Below are 15,530 nucleotides of genomic sequence, written 5' to 3' on the forward strand. Positions count from 1 at the left end.
AGTCACGTCTGTTGATTAACCAAAGAATAACTGAATCAAACACTAGGTGCTCTGTGTAAAGTAGTTTTTGTTTCGCTTTGGATTGAACGATTTCTATACAATAGCCGTAATGTTTTTATGCATATTTTCGGTAATCGTATGGTGGTCGTTCATCTGTCACTCACTAAAAACACTTGTACGCGAAGTGCTAATGCTTTTGAGAACGAGGGAACAGAGGGTTTCTTAACTAGAGAAGGCCGCCAAAGTTTTCAGCATGGTCTTTTCTATTATTATTTTAAAAAGTATAACTTTCTTATAGAATTTGCTGAAAAGTAAGAAAGGAACACCTTGTACAACGTGCCAAAGTGCTCGAAATTGCATCTTCGGGCACTTATAGTCTCTATAGAAAGTTGTCTATTCTTTTCTTTCCAAGCAACTGTATTTTTCACTTAAGCATTGCAGGTACGCGATAGGTCACTATTCATAACAAGATGACCGAAAAAGTATGTCTAGAAATGAACTTCAATTCCTCCTTGGTAATTATGTCCTGAATAGTTCGCCGAAAAGCGAACCGAAAATGATCTAGTGAAAAGGTGGCTTTCAAGCCTCTGCTTACCTGCCGTTCATTCATAAAAACGAATTGTAGAACAAAAGGTTGTGTCGGTAGCTTATTTTTGGTAAAATAAAGATTGTTGTGAGTTTTAATCAGGAGGTGGAACAATATGCATGAAGTATTGATGGTACTACTGGTAATCGTTGCGCTAGCTATGATCGTTGTTGTATTATTACAATCTGGAAAAAGTGCGGGTCTTTCAGGAGCCATCTCTGGTGGAGCTGAACAACTTTTCGGTAAACAAAAAGCACGTGGTCTTGATCTTGTTCTTCAACGGGTGACCTTGGCATTAGCTATTTTACTTTTTGTCTTGGCAATTCTAATTATGAAATTCTAAGTGAATATATTTTATAAACGCCTGACCTTCCGACTGGTCGGGCGTTTTTTATCTAAGTCCAGCAGAAAAGCCCTGCTGAACTTAGATAAAGCCTCCGGCGGATGTCACGGATTTTTAGGGGAACTTTTCGAGCGAGCTCGAAAAAAATCCGGACGCAATTATGCCAAGGCATAATTGATAGAAAGGAACTTTAATATGCGAATCTCTCAACCTAAACCATTTTTTATAGAAACGGGGAAGCGTGCGGTTTTGCTACTACATGGATTCACGGGTACTTCAGCAGACGTGCGGATGCTTGGACGCTTTCTTGAAAAGAAAGGCTATACGTCACTTGCTCCTCATTACAAAGGGCATGGTGTGCCGCCAGAGGAATTGATACAAACGGGTCCTGCAGAGTGGTGGCAAGATGTCTTAACAGGGTATAATCAGTTAAAGGAAGCCGGCTACGATGAAATTGCAGTGGCAGGTTTATCATTAGGTGGCGTATTTTCATTGAAATTAGGGTATAACATGCCTGTAAAGGGAATTGTCACAATGTGTGCACCGATGTCGATGAAAACGACGGATATTATGTACGAGGGTGTCCTATCATATGCACGGGAATATAAGAAATATGAAGGAAAAGATGAGCAACAAATCGAAAAGGATATGGAAGTATTGCAGCAACAATCGATGCCATCCCTCGCAGATCTACGTGCGCTCATTTACGATGTACGTGAACATGTTGATCACATCTATGCGCCGCTGTTCGTTACGCAAGGGTCACTCGATAAGGTCATCGATCCAAACTCGGCCAATGTTATTTACGATAACGCGGAATCCGACGACAAACAGCTAAAATGGTACGAACAATCAGGCCATGTCATTACACTAGGACCAGAAAAAGTACAGCTGCATGAAGATATTTTTGCATTTTTGGAATCATTGGACTGGAACGTGTGAACAATGAGACAAATGCTAATGCTAGGTAAATAAAGGAGTGATGTAATTTGGATAATTTCGACCAAGATATGCAACAAAAATTGCTATCTATCATGAAAGACGAGTCATATAAACCGTTGACTGTGCAGGAAATCCAAGAGTTAATGGGATTTGAGCAAGCAGCGGAATTCAAGGAACTTGTCAAAATGCTTGTTCATCTTGAACAAAAAGGGCAAATTATTCGTTCTAGAACGAATCGTTACGGTGTACCCGAGCGTATGAATCTTGTCCGCGGAAAATTTATCGGGCATGCGAAAGGCTTTGGCTTCGTCGCACCGGAAACGGAAGGAATGGATGATATTTTCATTCCCCCACATGAAGTGAATGGCGCAATGGACGGGGATATCGTTCTTGTTCGTGTGACAAATGGTACGTCGGGTGATCGACGCGAAGGAACGATTAGTCGTGTTGTAGAACGTAAAACGACAAAAGTGGTTGGTACCTATCAGCATAATAAAGGATTTGGCTTTGTGATTCCTGATAGTAAAAAGTTGCCAATGGATATTTTTATCGCAAAAGGTGATGCGCTTGATGCGGTAGATGGTCATAAGGTCGTCGTTGAAATTACTGATTGGCCAAGTGAATTAAAGTCCATGACAGGTATGGTGACACAAATTCTGGGGCACAAAAATGACCCTGGCGTGGACATCATTTCAATCATTCATAAGCACGGCATCGAAGTGGAATTCCCTGAAGAAGTGCTGCAACAGACGAATAATATTCACGATGAAGTGCAAGAAAAGGATTTAATCAACCGGCATGACCTGAGGGAAGAGCTAACGATTACGATTGACGGCGCGGATGCAAAAGACTTGGATGATGCGATTTCAGTTGTGAAAAATGATGATGGGTCTTATTTGTTATCTGTTCATATTTCAGACGTCAGCTATTATGTAACGGAAAACTCGCCGATGGATGACAATGCTTTCGACCGTGGTACTAGTGTGTATTTAACAGACCGAGTTATTCCAATGCTACCACATAAATTATCGAATGGGATTTGTTCACTGAACCCAGGTGTGGATCGATTGACATTGTCTTGTACAATGACCATCGACCGCAACGGTAAAGTGACAGACCATGAAATTTTCGAAAGTGTGATTCGTTCGAAGGAACGTATGACGTACACTGAAGTGTATAAAATTATCGAAGAAAAAGATGAAGAACTATCTGCCCAATATGCCAATGTTGTGCCGATGATTAATCATATGGCGGACTTAGCGGCTATTTTGAAGCAGAAGAGAATGGACCGTGGTGCTATCGACTTCGATTTCAAGGAATCGAAAATTCTTGTGGATGACAAAGGATGGCCAACAGACGTTGTCATTATGGAGCGTACAGTTTCGGAGCGCCTCATTGAGGAGTTCATGCTTGCGGCGAATGAAACGATTGCGGAGCATTTCCATTGGTTGCAAGTGCCATTCCTGTACCGTATTCACGAAGATCCGAAAGCCGAGAAGCTACAACGATTCTTCGAGTTCTTAACGAATTTCGGCGTAGTTGTTAAGGGTACGGGTAATAAAGTACATCCACGTGCCTTGCAGGAAATTGTAGAATCGATTGCGGGCTTGCCGGAAGAAACGGTCATCTCGACGATGCTGTTACGCTCGATGCAACAGGCGAAGTATTTAGATGAAAGCCTAGGTCACTTCGGATTATCGACGGAGTACTATACGCATTTCACAGCGCCAATTCGTCGTTACCCTGACTTAATTGTCCATCGCTTGATTCGCAAGTATTTAATTGAAAAAGACGTTTCGCCACAAACGACTGCAGAGTGGGGCGGCAGATTGCCTGATATTGCAGATCATACATCTGAACGCGAACGCCGTGCGGTTGAAGCAGAACGCGATACGGAGTCGTTGAAAAAAGCGCAATTCATGTTGGATAAAATCGGCGAGGAATTCGAAGGTGTGATTTCGTCGGTTACGAATTTCGGGCTATTTATTGAACTGGAGAACACAATCGAAGGACTTGTCCATGTGAGTTATATGACGGACGATTATTATCGTTTTGATGATAGACAAATGATGATGATTGGTGAGCATACAGGCAAGCAATTCCGTCTCGGTGATGAAGTTACGGTTAAAGTAGCTGCCGTGAAACCAGAGGAATCGGCAATTGATTTTGAAATTGTTGGCATGAAGCAATCCTTCCATCGTGCGCGCAGGGAAACGCCGAAAGTGATTCACGCAGAGAAAAAGGGCCGCGGTGGCAGTGGTAAACCTGATGATAAGTCAAAAGACAAAAAGAAGTCGGGTACGTATAATAAAAAGAAGAAGTTTTATGAGAGTGTTGCTAAAAAAGGTAAAGCTAAGCCTAAAAAGAAAAAATAAATCTATGTAGGTTGAAAGAATGATTCCATTGAATACCGCTGCGGCGCTTCGGGGAATGCCTCCCGCCATAAGCCAAGTAGCTTCGCTACCAGTCTTATGACTTCGGCTCCCCCTTTTAAGGCGCCTTCGCTAGGTTCCTACATGGATATTAATACTTCAACCTACATAGGATGGTATTTGATTAAGGGGTGAAAGAGATGGCGAAAGGCCAAGGGAAAGTTGTTGCGGTTAATAAAAAAGCGAATCACGATTTCGCGATTGAAGAAACAATTGAAGCGGGTATCGTGCTACAAGGAACGGAAATCAAGTCAATCCGTAACGGTAAAGTGCAGCTACGAGACGCCTTTGTGCGTATCCGTGATAACGAGGCGTGGATTTCCAATATGCATATTAGTCCATACGATCACGGAAACCAGTTCAACCATGACCCAACTCGTTCGAGAAAGCTATTGTTGCATAAAAAACAAATTAGTAAATTGTTTGTCGAAACAAAACAGCAGGGCGTTGCGATTGTGCCGCTGAAGATGTATCTGAAAGATGGTTTCGCAAAAGTGCTGATTGGCGTTGGTAAGGGTAAGAAAGATTACGATAAACGTGAGGACCTTAAGAAGAAGGATGCTAAGCGTGAAATGGCTCGGGTCTTGAAGGATAGACAACGGGATTGATTTTTAGGTGAAAATGCGGTATGATAAGTACAGTAAGTCAGTTCAGAAACCTTTTTTAGCTTCGCTATTAAGGTCATCCTGACCTCCTCATAACGGGGGCGTTACGGATTCGACAGGGGTAGTCTGAGCTTGAGTTGCGCGTCGGAGGGTTCGGCTCCGTCAGAAACGACACCTTATAATAACAGGCAAAACAAACAACAACCTAGCATTCGCAGCGTAAGCTGTTGAATCTGCCTTGTAGTTCTATCGCCCATGTAGCATTGCAGGGCTCACTCTAAGTGGGATACGACAGCTGTTGCCTTCTGAGGCAGCTGGAAGAGATTCGCAGAATAGCACACAGGACGCCCTGATTGCCGGCTACTAATGTGCGAAGCCTAATAGTCAATCTACACGCGTAGACGCTTAAGTGTTAGGGCCTTTGGACGCGGGTTCGACTCCCGCCGCTTCCATTTTACAATTTCATTGAATTTCAATGAGCGTCAAAACCCTTGATATACAAGGGTTTTTTCTTTTGCCGTGTTTCATATAATATCATTCATTATCAATCGAACGTAGTCAAAAGCGTAGTCAAACGTAGTCAGTAAATCTACATCTCAATATAGTTAGCGAACTTCAGTATTGCTTCCTCTTTCGCCTTCTGCGTAACATGTGTGTAGATGTTCATCGTCGTTTGGATATCACTATGCCCTAAACGATCCTGCACTTCTTTCAAACTGGCTCCCGCCTCAAATAGCAATGAACAATGTGTGTGACGCAAACCATGTGTTGTGATTTTGTCTAACTTGTATTTCTCCTGTACATGCACAATCCACTTGCGCGTTTTTGTGGGCTGCATGTGCTCGTTTAGCTCATTGCTGAAGATGAGTTGCTTAGGTTGCAACGTATTAAAGCCCAGCACTAGATAATCCTGCTTCTGCTTCTTCTTCCACACTTTTAAAATAGCCATTGTATTATCATCCATTTTAATCGTACGGGCAACACCTGTTTTTGTAGATTTCACATATAGCTTGTTATCCTTACCCCGTGAAAGGGCCTTATTGATACGTAGCTCGTTTGTTGTGAAGTTTAGGTCCTTCCATGTAAGAGCTAGTGCCTCGCCTTTACGCATACCGCTGAACGCTAGTAATCGAAATAGGGCATAAGCCTTGTAGTTACTTTCCTGTTCTAAGCATGATAAGAACTGGATTAGCTGCTCTCGCGTGTAGAAGTTCTCCGCCTCATCTTCATCATCTACGATAGACTTCCTAGAGGCGGTGGTGGGCATTTCTACGTGCGCAAACGGATTGGTTTGTATATAGCCGTACTTAATCGCAAAATCCAACACCTTCGCCGCATATGATTTTACCATGCGGAATCTTTTCAACTTCATAGCCCATTCATTCACGTGCTTTTGACAAACATGTACATGGATCTTTTCAATTTTATAAGCACCCATAGCAGGAAGTATATGATTCCTGAAAAGGCCTGTTGTTTTTACAAATGAACTTTCCTCAACAGTCTTCTCATATTGCGTTACCCATAGGTTGTAAACCTCCTGATACGTTTCAGGACGTTCTTGTTGATACGTACCGTTTGCAACATCAAGCTGAATACGAGCTAATGCTAGCTTCGCTTCTTGCTGTGTTTTAAAGCCACGCTTCTTTGTGCGCTTTTGTTTGCCCGTTAGCGGATCAACGCCTAAATAAACAGGAAACTCGTAACGTACTGTACCGTCTTTCAGCTTGTAGCCTCTGATAGGTGATACTTTCTTCTTTGCCATGATAATTCCTCCTGAACCAGTTGCGGGGGCAATTGATTAAAGAGAGGATTTACCTCTAGCGATAGTATATATCGAATCTAAAGATAAATCCTCTCTCTATAATGATTAGAAGCTGTGACTTTCTAAAAACTTATCTATTTCCCTACGTGATACCCTTTTCACGCCATCTATTTCACATATCTTTAATCCTAATTCCCGGAATTTCATAAAAGTGTTATAGGAAACCCCGGCGTATTTTGCACTATCTTTTAATGTCATCCATTCGTTATTAGAAAATGCATGTTTGGATGATATTAGTGCTTTATTTAAAGATTTATAAAATAGATCTTCAAAAGATGCCATTTCAGAATCACTAAAGGCAGAATTCATGGGATTCACTCCTCTTTAATCTTTTTTAATTCTTTCTGAAGCATTTCTGTATATATTCTTGCGTCAGTAAAACCTTGACTGTCACTATTGAGTTTTGATTCATAGGAGTACCATGGGAACCCTGCTAAAGAATTTTTTGAGTGCATTAAAAAATCGTATGCAAGGTCAAGTGGCATAGAAGTGCGTATTTCTTCTATAAGATCTTTGTTGTTAGAAACATCTAGTGAATTAGTTTGACTGATAATTTGCGAAAGTAAAGTCACCAATTCATTGTCTCCATATTTTTCTTTACTCTTAGTCATAAAACATAACTGTTCATCACTATTAGAAGCAATTTTGCTTACTATTACTTTTACTTGAAATGTAGTTTCGAGCAATGGATTTGAATCCATTTTGCTTTTTCGTTTATGTTCATTTTGTTCTGCATAAACTTTTTGTTCCTCCAAGAAAATCTTTGGAGTAAAAGTAACTTCTGAATAGTTATTATTAGTATAAAAATCATCAAAGAACATATTGATATCAAGTCCAAAGTCTTTAGATATTGCAAAAAGGGCTTGTGAAGGGATATCTTTTGTTTTACCTTTTTCAATTAATGCAAGAGTCGAGGGGACAATAATCTGAACTCTGTTAGCAACACTTTTTCCGCTGAAATCATTACCATATTCTTTAAGTAAGATTTCTCTGATATAACGCACTTTTTTTCCGATTGGAAGAAGAAATAAATCCGATAAGTGTGTTTGATTTAATGTGATTTTATCCAATTACAAAAGACCTCCTTCAAAATTTGTAATTTCATCATATCACCAATTTTAAAAATCGACAAGGGTATTGATTTTTAAAATATAGGTGTGGTAACATAGCACATAAAGTGAGGTGGTGCTATTTGGTTATCTAAGCAGTTACTCTGTAATACGTGCGGAACTATCTACGAAGGGAGCGGCCAAAGCTATGTTTGACACAATTAAAGTCGGGATTAAAGTCACGTTGAGTAGACAAGAAATTGATTTAATTCAATGGACTCAAACAAACTCCTCATGTAATTCTAAAAAGAATAGTTCCAAAACAATCTTTAAGAAAATACATGATAGTAGCAAAAAGGGAAGTCCATTTATCAGATATACGTATAAAGAGGATGACCCGAATTCTTATTGGCTAAAGGTCGAAGTATCTATTCCAACGTTTTTATACGGTTCAAATGTTTACGAACTAAAGAATAAAGATATACCGAAGTTTTTTAAGAAGCTACGAAAGTATATTGCAGAGCAACTTCAATTACAGGTAGTAAGGATACCTGATGCTCATGGTTGGACAGTTGAAAAATTACATGTGTGCAAGAACTTTCAAGTAGGGAGTAACGTTGAGCATTATCTAAAGGTAATGTCCAATGCTACAATCTCTAAATATAAAATTAATCTGTATTGTGCAAAAGGTAGTAATACAGTTGAAACTGTTGAGTGGAAGGCTTCTAAAAGAAAAGAGAAGCTTTATAACAAAGAAGCAGAGGTTCAACAAGGTAAAGACTATCCAAATAAGGATATACATCAAAAGGTGTCTTCAGGGATATTAAGGTACGAGATTGAACTTTCCGATGATGAGATTAGAATGCTTTGTCCAAAAAGGTCTGCGATAGAGGTAGTGAAAATAGATAATGCCATTAAAATATTACAACGTGGGTTAAATCGTAATGGATTGAGCGATGGCATCAAATACACATCGTTAATGGAAGTAATTAATAGAATCAATAATACTCCTTCATTAAAAATCAGTATGAAGGAAGCGTTAGTATCTTTTGCAACAGAAATACATTTGTTTGGAGTAACCACATGTAGAGCGAAGTATGCAGAGTCGACTTTTCGAAAAAGAAGAAAACTTTTAAGGACAACTATAGGTACAAAAGAGTTGCTAATCGGTGATGTAAAACTCCCATCATTAAATGTTGCGAAGATACAAAAAAAGATTGTCCCTGTTTTGGTAGAACAGAGGACAATCATTGGTAATAAGTCGTAATACAATTTTAGCATTAACATTATCGATGTTCAATGCGTTTCCTACAAAGGATCCAGCGGTAATACATGATAGCAATCTATATGGAACATGCCAGTCCAGTAGAAGAGCACACCAATCAACATATTCTCCAATTGGACTCTCCATCCAATAAGAATAACACTAGTGGAGTCCGCGCGTAGAGTGATATAGTGTAATCTCTACAATCAGCAAAAGGGAATTATATATATGAATTCAATGTTACAATTGGCATAAACCTCCTGTATTTAAAAGAGGCAAAGCTGATTTGTTTTAAAAAGATATTAAGCAAATTGCTGTCCTTAAAAGAAAACCGTGAAATAACGGTGTTCTATTGTTGCATGATTGTGGATTACTGCGGAAAAGCAATAGAAAATGAATAAGTTCGCCCATTAAGAAAAAAGATGAAGAGACAGCAAATAATCGCTGTCTCTTTTCTTTATATATTGATTACATGTATCCCTTTTCCTTTAAGGAAACGTACTTTTCGAAACCGACGATGATATGGTCAAGAACTTCAATACCAACTACATTACCTACTTCAACCAATCTTTTCGTTACTTCAATATCTTCAGGACTTGGGGTTGGGTTGCCGCTCGGGTGGTTATGCCCAACAATTGCACTTGCACAGCTACGGCGAATCAAATGCTTGAACGTCTCCCTAGGATGCACGATGGATGAATTCAACGAACCGATGAACACTGTTTCTCTGAAGATGATTTCATTCTTTACATTTAAACCTAGCACAACAAAATGTTCTTGGGTTAGGTACTGCATGTCTTTTAAATAGTCATATGCATCCTGTGGAGAGCGAATTGTAAAACGCTCTTCTATCGGGCAAGGATTCATTCGCGCCAATGTCAATGCCGCAATAATCTGATGTGCTTTTACTTTTCCGATTCCCTTGATGTTTAGAAGCTCTTCCTCAGTGATATCAAGAAGTTCTTGTGCAGATGGATAACGGTTAAAGATTTCGCTGACAACATACCCATCTTCCTTTTCACGGATTGTAGTGGCAAGAAGTAGTTTGAATGTAGCTTTATCGAATGCTTTCATTAGTAATTCCTCCAATTTTAGGTGTATTGTTGAATGCAAAAAGGAGAGACGATGATGTCCCTCCTACTTGAATGTGAAACGCATGATAAGTTAAAGTGAAGATGTATTTAATTTGTTTTCAGATGAGGTTATCGGGGGATAATCTCATCTTCATTGCAATATAAATAGCCCATTGACTGCAACCGCAATCGATGGGCTTTCAGTATGTCGACTGATTCAACTTCAGCCCTTCTTTCTTGAGTTCTGTAATAGAAGCAGATCTTGAATGAAATTATGGGCTTGTTTCTTTGATAACTTCGTACTGTGTTCGACGTTGTACAAAATCATCATCAACTCTTTAGCTTCGCCATTACTGATGCTGATTTCTGAAACAAGATGATAGATCGTTTGTAGCTGGAACTTTGTTGATTGTTCCTCACCTCCTTTAATGTTAGTTTGCTTAGGAAAGTCCTCAATGTCCTGTGTGAAAAGTCCGCTTGCACGTGTGGCGGATAGGATAGCATCGATTAGCGCACGTTTTTTCGCCATCTTAAGCACAGTGTTGACTATTGTAAATGCGTCTTGATGGCGGTAGGCGGCTTCCTTACTATTACATGAGCCTAAGCCCTCCGCTTCTATGATGCCATTGTCTTTGCGTGTCAGCGTCATCTTCACCTCGTATGCAAATACTCCTACTTCCCACTGTTCGATGCGATTAACAACATCGACCGTTTTTGAAAATCCAAATGCATCACACAACTTTTCAGCACCAGGCTTCAGAAGTGTAGGTTTAGAAAATCCGCTAATCATCCCGTAATCAATTCCTTTGACCATGCTGTTCTGAACAAACACATTAAGATCATCAATACGTCTTTTTGCATCCGACGGTGTAACAACTAGATTGGGCAGGGACGACTGTGTAGATGGGTAACTATTAAACGGTTCAACTTTCCTCTTGCTTTGCTGTTGCTCTCTATTCATTTGCTTATCCACTCCTTTGAATATGAATTAAAATCGTTTCTTGAAGGTATTCGCCAGCTTTAGCAATTCACTTGTCGTTTGCGACAATAGACTACGACTAAATTTGTAATTCAATTGATTTCCGAAGTTGAATGCTCTTGCAGTCCCATTCACTGTTTTGTCAGCAACGGTGCGCACGGACTCATTAATCTTCTCAAAACTAGTAAACACACTTCGGAGGGCTTCTTCACCGCGGGTATCAGCAAAATATGCACCTCTCGTTAATCCATCTGCAATCTGCTTTTTCGCAGTTTGACACATGAATAATTTATCCCCATACAACTCTTCCATTTCATCAATTGCAATAACTAGTTGTTTTCTTTGCCCAATCAATTTCGATAACGCAATATAATCATTACGGTCAATTGAATCTACAATCTGATCTGCAATGGTTTTGTACTCATCAACAAGATTGTTGTAGATTATCTGCATCTCCAAAAGTGATACATCCTTTCCATCTGCCATTTCTGAATAACGGTTGTATTGTTCCCATACTTGTTTCTTCATCATTAAACTCCTCCTAGTGATTCCTGAAATTTTTATCTAACATAAACAACAATGTCTCAACAGCCCTTTAATTCTTGCAGTAAAGATAACCCTTTAATGTCAACTTCATTAACATCCCTTCTTCAGCATGACGATGGACAAGCAGAAGTCCTGTATCTTCAAGCTCAATTAGATTCAAACCTCGTAGCTGTTTGTTTGTAAGGTGCTTAACTGCTACCCATTTGTTCAACTCTTTTGCACCAATCAACACACGTGATAACGACTCATTCATATCTTTCACCTCCTTTCATAGTTGCGCTCCTCTCACTGCGCTCCTCTCACTGCGCTCCTCTCACTGCGCTTGTCGTCTCTGTAAAACACAAAAAAACCGTATCTATCCAAATGGATAAACAACGGCTTAAAAAAGGGGTGGGGCATGAAACGCATGCCCCACCCCTTCATATATAAATGACTAGGTGCTGATCAAAAATATTTAGATATTTTTCTATATATGGGGTTTTGTATACTTAATAATTTTTGATGTTTTAACTTGCTTTTAGTTATTTAATATGTAAATATATAGTTATATAAAATCGAAACAAGCGTATCGGTATTTCAGGTACAAGCAATAAGCTAAATCTAGCAAGGAGGAATAATTATGGAAACTATTATGAATCATGTAGGTGAAAAGTTAAGAAATTTACGGGAAAGTAGAAAGGTTAATCTTAGGGAATTAGCTAAAGGAATAAAAGTAAACCATACGGCATTGAATAAAATTGAAAATGGTACACAACGTTTGGATATGGAGACTCTATCAAAAGTGGTTGAGTATTTTAGTGTGCCAGCTGATTATTTTATTAATCCTACTTTAAAGTTGGAAGATGTTAATGTTATGAACTTTGCACATGGCAGTTTATATGAAGCCATTAAACGTGTAATTGAGGAATACCCAATTGAAAAAACAAAATCCTTTAAAGATAATGAACTGGGACATTTTGTTCGAAATGATATTGTTGAGATTCTAAATGAAACAATGTCATTAGATGAAAGTAAATACTATGTTAGTGCCTCGGTTGGTCAGGGAGTATGGGCGACGATACCTTGGATATGTTGTTTTGATCGTTCTGTAACGATTTCTGCGACCAACGGTTACTATTTGGTCTACCTTTTCAAAGAAGATATGTCGGGTTTTTACTTAAGTTTGAATCAAGGATATACATATTTTCGTGAAAAATATGGCGCTAAAATAGGACGTCAAAAAGTTCAGCAAACAGCAAATATTGTACGTTCCATGATTGAGGTTTCTGAAGAATTTCATTTAGATACTATTGATTTAGGTTCTAAGAGAGATTTAGCAGTAGGCTATGAGAAAGCTCATATTTTCGGTAAATATTATGACGCTAAACAAATGCCAAATGATAAAGAACTAATTTTAGATTTTCGTGAACTATTAGAGGCATATCAAAAGATTGTTGTATTTATGAATGATCGAAATGTAAAGGAATTTAATGATTACTTACTTCTACAAGATGATTTAGAGTTTTTAGAGAAGAATGAAGAGAGTTATCAGGAAACTTTAAATCAACTAACTGTGGGACAGTTTAAATCGTTGCTGGAGCCAATCGATGAGCCTCGACTCCCAAAAGATCTAGTAGTTGATGAAACAGGCAAAGGGCGTTATCCAAGAAACGCCAAAGAAGCCGCAGATTCTTTAATACGTGCGGATTTCACGTGTGAATTTGATCCCCGGCATGAAACATTTATCTCTAAAGTAACAAATCAAAGATATGTAGAAGCGCATCATTTCGTAGGGATATCTCATTTTAATAAGTTTCCAGAAGTCGATTTAGATCGAGCTGCTAACATCGTATGCTTATGTCCTAATTGTCACCGTCAAATTCATCATGGGAATGATCAAGCACGTTTACCAATGATTGAGAAACTATATAACAAATTAAAAGTTCGCTTAGAGCAAGTAGGGATAGAAGTGACCATGACGCAACTCAAAGCGTTTTACGGTATTACAATAAGGAACTAAGGCATGGGAGGAATGCAAATGCGTAAGGAATTTATTGAATATACGGTTGGACAACTAAAAACTGCAAATAGGAGTATTTTTGTTCAACAATTAGGTTTGTTTACTAAGAGTCTAGACTTTAAATACAATACATCACAGGAGAAATCCTGGGGAGATTGCTATGATTATTTGATTAACGAGTTTCAAAATACTTCTGTTTACGATCATTGCATTCTTCTATTTGAATATTGCTTACCATTTACAAATTATCGGCGACCAGATGTCATTATGTTATTTAACGAAAAAGTATTAGTACTAGAGTTTAAAAGAAAAGATGTAGAGCTAATTCAAGATGTAGATCAGTTGAATGGCTATTTGAATTTCATGAGGAAGTATCATAATGAAACACAGAAGATGCACTTAAAAGTTCAAGGTGTCTTGATATTGACAACGAATAATGAGAATAGGAAAGAATCTGCCAATGGATTTACTTTAATTAAAGGGCAAGGATTAGTAGCCCTTATAAATGACTTAAATAACAAAACTCCACTTGATTATAATTCATCAATCATATGGGCAAATTCCGCTTATGAACCATCACAAAATGTATTGAAAGCAACTTTTAATATGTTTATGAAAGATGATCTTTCTATGATTAAAAACATTTCAGAACACGAGTTGCGGAATGTATTAAATGTACTTCACCAACTTACAGTTGAAGCTCATACAAAAAAACGTTTGATTTTACTTACTGGGGTACCCGGGGCGGGGAAGACACTTGCACTATTGCATACCTTGTATAATCTCAATAAAGATGGTTTTAATGGCGTGTATTTGACTGGGAACGGACCCTTGGAAAAGGTTTTATCTTATTTATTAACAAATGCTGATACTGAAGCAGATGGTGAAACATTAATTAAAGGTGTATTGGCATATAAAAAAGCGTATTTTGACCGACGAACTAAACTGCCGTTTGTTGAAAGTAAAATACCACCAACTATTTTATTTGATGAAGCTCAACGTGCGTGGAATGAAAAGCAAATGGGTGCATACGGGATGAGTGAACCTGAATTAATTTTAAAAGTGCAGGGGGCCGCTGCAGCTCAGAATGATTTTACAAATGTAGTTGCCTCTATAGGTTTCGGACAAAGTATATATAAAGGGGAAGAAGATGAATTTGATACATGGCTAAGAGTCATTGAAAAGCCAGAATATAGTAATTGGGAGATTTATGCACCTGTTACTTTGAAAGGCCTATTGAAACATTTACCTAATGTTACTTATATAGAAGATTTACATTTAGATACCTCTATTCGATCAAATTTCATCGACACCTCACCTTTTATTGAAGCGTTACTAAATGTTGATGTTTTAACTGCAAAAAAAGAATATTCTAATTTACGTGAACAAGGTTATTTTATCCACATGGTGGATAACCTAGAAAGTGCAAAGCAGTATCTAGAACAGTCTGCAAAAACAACTGGAGATAAATTTTATGGTCTCATATCTTCGTCAAATATAAACTTGAAAGATCATAATCTACTATTAAGTAATATTCGTATGATGAAACAATCTGACACCAAAGAAACACTTGGTAAATGGTACTTTAAAGATTCATCTAAATTGGATGCAATTGCGCCTGAGTTTGTTTGTCAGGGGTTAGAGTTGAATATTCCGATACTATATTTCGGAGGGGATTTATTATTGAATAATGGTCAATGGCAGATAGCCCCTACAAAGCAATATGTGGATAAAGAGACTACGATTAGAAATATATATAGGGTTTTGTTGTCCAGGGGGCGCATAGGGCTAATTCTATTTGTACCGAATAGCTTAGATTATATTGAAACTAGAAATTTGTTAACGTCTATTGGGATTGAAGAAATTAGGTTGGTGAAATAATAGAATAAG

General features: G+C 38.4%; 14 protein-coding genes and 1 other RNA gene. 8 read left to right on the forward strand and 7 right to left on the reverse strand.

The window, feature by feature from the left end:
* Positions 1 to 701 precede the first annotated feature (701 nt).
* The 5 genes from secG (at position 702) to ssrA (ending at position 5,363) form a co-directional block, all read left to right on the forward strand.
* Complete coding sequence (gene secG, locus N1I80_RS04730; protein ID WP_340736786.1) at positions 702 to 929, forward strand: preprotein translocase subunit SecG; 228 nt, start codon at positions 702 to 704, stop codon at positions 927 to 929.
* A gap of 195 nt (positions 930 to 1,124) precedes the next feature.
* A complete protein-coding gene (locus N1I80_RS04735; protein ID WP_340736787.1) occupies positions 1,125 to 1,871 on the forward strand; it encodes an alpha/beta hydrolase in 747 nt (248 codons plus the stop codon).
* A 68-nt stretch (positions 1,872 to 1,939) separates the two neighbouring features.
* A complete protein-coding gene (rnr, locus tag N1I80_RS04740; protein ID WP_340739964.1) occupies positions 1,940 to 4,246 on the forward strand; it encodes a ribonuclease R in 2,307 nt (768 codons plus the stop codon).
* Positions 4,247 to 4,443: 197 nt separating this feature from the next.
* Complete coding sequence (gene smpB, locus N1I80_RS04745) at positions 4,444 to 4,911, forward strand: SsrA-binding protein SmpB (RefSeq protein WP_203248720.1); 468 nt, start codon at positions 4,444 to 4,446, stop codon at positions 4,909 to 4,911.
* 94 nt (positions 4,912 to 5,005) lie between these two features.
* Positions 5,006 to 5,363, forward strand: a transfer-messenger RNA (tmRNA) gene (gene ssrA, locus N1I80_RS04750).
* Between the two features lie 134 nt (positions 5,364 to 5,497).
* Here the strand turns inward: ssrA and N1I80_RS04755 are convergent.
* From N1I80_RS04755 to N1I80_RS04765, 3 genes are all read right to left on the reverse strand, one after another.
* Positions 5,498 to 6,670, reverse strand: a complete 1,173-nt coding sequence (locus N1I80_RS04755; RefSeq protein WP_340736788.1) for a site-specific integrase — start codon at positions 6,668 to 6,670, stop codon at positions 5,498 to 5,500.
* A 105-nt stretch (positions 6,671 to 6,775) separates the two neighbouring features.
* Positions 6,776 to 7,039: a helix-turn-helix domain-containing protein gene (locus tag N1I80_RS04760; RefSeq protein WP_340736789.1), complete on the reverse strand. Its 264-nt coding sequence runs from the start codon at positions 7,037 to 7,039 to the stop codon at positions 6,776 to 6,778.
* A 5-nt stretch (positions 7,040 to 7,044) separates the two neighbouring features.
* A complete protein-coding gene (locus tag N1I80_RS04765) occupies positions 7,045 to 7,800 on the reverse strand; it encodes a hypothetical protein (protein ID WP_340736790.1) in 756 nt (251 codons plus the stop codon).
* A 187-nt stretch (positions 7,801 to 7,987) separates the two neighbouring features.
* On the opposite strand from N1I80_RS04765, the gene N1I80_RS04770 reads away from it, so the two are divergent.
* Positions 7,988 to 9,046 (forward strand): hypothetical protein, encoded by a 1,059-nt coding sequence (locus tag N1I80_RS04770; protein ID WP_340736791.1) that lies wholly within the window; start codon positions 7,988 to 7,990, stop codon positions 9,044 to 9,046.
* Positions 9,047 to 9,511: 465 nt separating this feature from the next.
* Here N1I80_RS04770 and radC read toward each other — a convergent pair whose 3' ends face one another.
* The 4 genes from radC to N1I80_RS04790 all read right to left on the reverse strand — a co-directional run bounded on the left by radC (position 9,512) and on the right by N1I80_RS04790 (position 11,894).
* Positions 9,512 to 10,117, reverse strand: a complete 606-nt coding sequence (radC, locus tag N1I80_RS04775; RefSeq protein ID WP_340736792.1) for a RadC family protein — start codon at positions 10,115 to 10,117, stop codon at positions 9,512 to 9,514.
* A 222-nt stretch (positions 10,118 to 10,339) separates the two neighbouring features.
* Entirely contained in the window at positions 10,340 to 11,077 is a 738-nt protein-coding gene (locus N1I80_RS04780) for a hypothetical protein (RefSeq protein WP_340736793.1), read from the reverse strand.
* Positions 11,078 to 11,104: 27 nt separating this feature from the next.
* Positions 11,105 to 11,623: a hypothetical protein gene (locus tag N1I80_RS04785; RefSeq protein ID WP_340736794.1), complete on the reverse strand. Its 519-nt coding sequence runs from the start codon at positions 11,621 to 11,623 to the stop codon at positions 11,105 to 11,107.
* A 67-nt stretch (positions 11,624 to 11,690) separates the two neighbouring features.
* A complete protein-coding gene (locus N1I80_RS04790) occupies positions 11,691 to 11,894 on the reverse strand; it encodes a hypothetical protein (protein ID WP_340736795.1) in 204 nt (67 codons plus the stop codon).
* 366 nt (positions 11,895 to 12,260) lie between these two features.
* Here N1I80_RS04790 and N1I80_RS04795 point away from each other — a divergent pair, with 366 nt between their 5' ends.
* Both N1I80_RS04795 and N1I80_RS04800 read left to right on the forward strand, forming a co-directional pair.
* The gene (locus N1I80_RS04795; RefSeq protein WP_340736796.1) at positions 12,261 to 13,640 is read left to right on the forward strand and encodes an MrcB family domain-containing protein; all 1,380 of its coding nucleotides are present in this window, start codon (positions 12,261 to 12,263) and stop codon (positions 13,638 to 13,640) included.
* A gap of 18 nt (positions 13,641 to 13,658) precedes the next feature.
* A complete protein-coding gene (locus tag N1I80_RS04800) occupies positions 13,659 to 15,521 on the forward strand; it encodes a DNA/RNA helicase domain-containing protein (RefSeq protein ID WP_340736797.1) in 1,863 nt (620 codons plus the stop codon).
* The last annotated feature ends 9 nt before the right edge of the window (positions 15,522 to 15,530 follow it).

The sequence above is a fragment of the Sporosarcina sp. FSL K6-3457 genome (assembly GCF_038007285.1).
In the GTDB taxonomy this organism is placed as follows: Bacteria; Bacillota; Bacilli; order Bacillales_A; family Planococcaceae; genus Sporosarcina.

Bases quoted from the DNA above. Each gene is read 5' to 3' on its own strand.
- secG (WP_340736786.1), top strand. From the start codon at position 702: ATGCATGAAGTATTGATGGTACTACTGGTAATCGTTGCGCTAGCTATG.
- N1I80_RS04735 (WP_340736787.1), top strand. From the start codon at position 1,125: ATGCGAATCTCTCAACCTAAACCATTTTTTATAGAAACGGGGAAGCGT.
- rnr (WP_340739964.1), top strand. From the start codon at position 1,940: ATGCAACAAAAATTGCTATCTATCATGAAAGACGAGTCATATAAACCG.
- smpB (WP_203248720.1), top strand. From the start codon at position 4,444: ATGGCGAAAGGCCAAGGGAAAGTTGTTGCGGTTAATAAAAAAGCGAAT.
- N1I80_RS04755 (WP_340736788.1), bottom strand. From the start codon at position 6,670: ATGGCAAAGAAGAAAGTATCACCTATCAGAGGCTACAAGCTGAAAGAC.
- N1I80_RS04760 (WP_340736789.1), bottom strand. From the start codon at position 7,039: ATGAATTCTGCCTTTAGTGATTCTGAAATGGCATCTTTTGAAGATCTA.
- N1I80_RS04770 (WP_340736791.1), top strand. From the start codon at position 7,988: ATGTTTGACACAATTAAAGTCGGGATTAAAGTCACGTTGAGTAGACAA.
- radC (WP_340736792.1), bottom strand. From the start codon at position 10,117: ATGAAAGCATTCGATAAAGCTACATTCAAACTACTTCTTGCCACTACA.
- N1I80_RS04780 (WP_340736793.1), bottom strand. From the start codon at position 11,077: ATGAATAGAGAGCAACAGCAAAGCAAGAGGAAAGTTGAACCGTTTAAT.
- N1I80_RS04785 (WP_340736794.1), bottom strand. From the start codon at position 11,623: ATGAAGAAACAAGTATGGGAACAATACAACCGTTATTCAGAAATGGCA.
- N1I80_RS04790 (WP_340736795.1), bottom strand. From the start codon at position 11,894: ATGAATGAGTCGTTATCACGTGTGTTGATTGGTGCAAAAGAGTTGAAC.
- N1I80_RS04795 (WP_340736796.1), top strand. From the start codon at position 12,261: ATGGAAACTATTATGAATCATGTAGGTGAAAAGTTAAGAAATTTACGG.
- N1I80_RS04800 (WP_340736797.1), top strand. From the start codon at position 13,659: ATGCGTAAGGAATTTATTGAATATACGGTTGGACAACTAAAAACTGCA.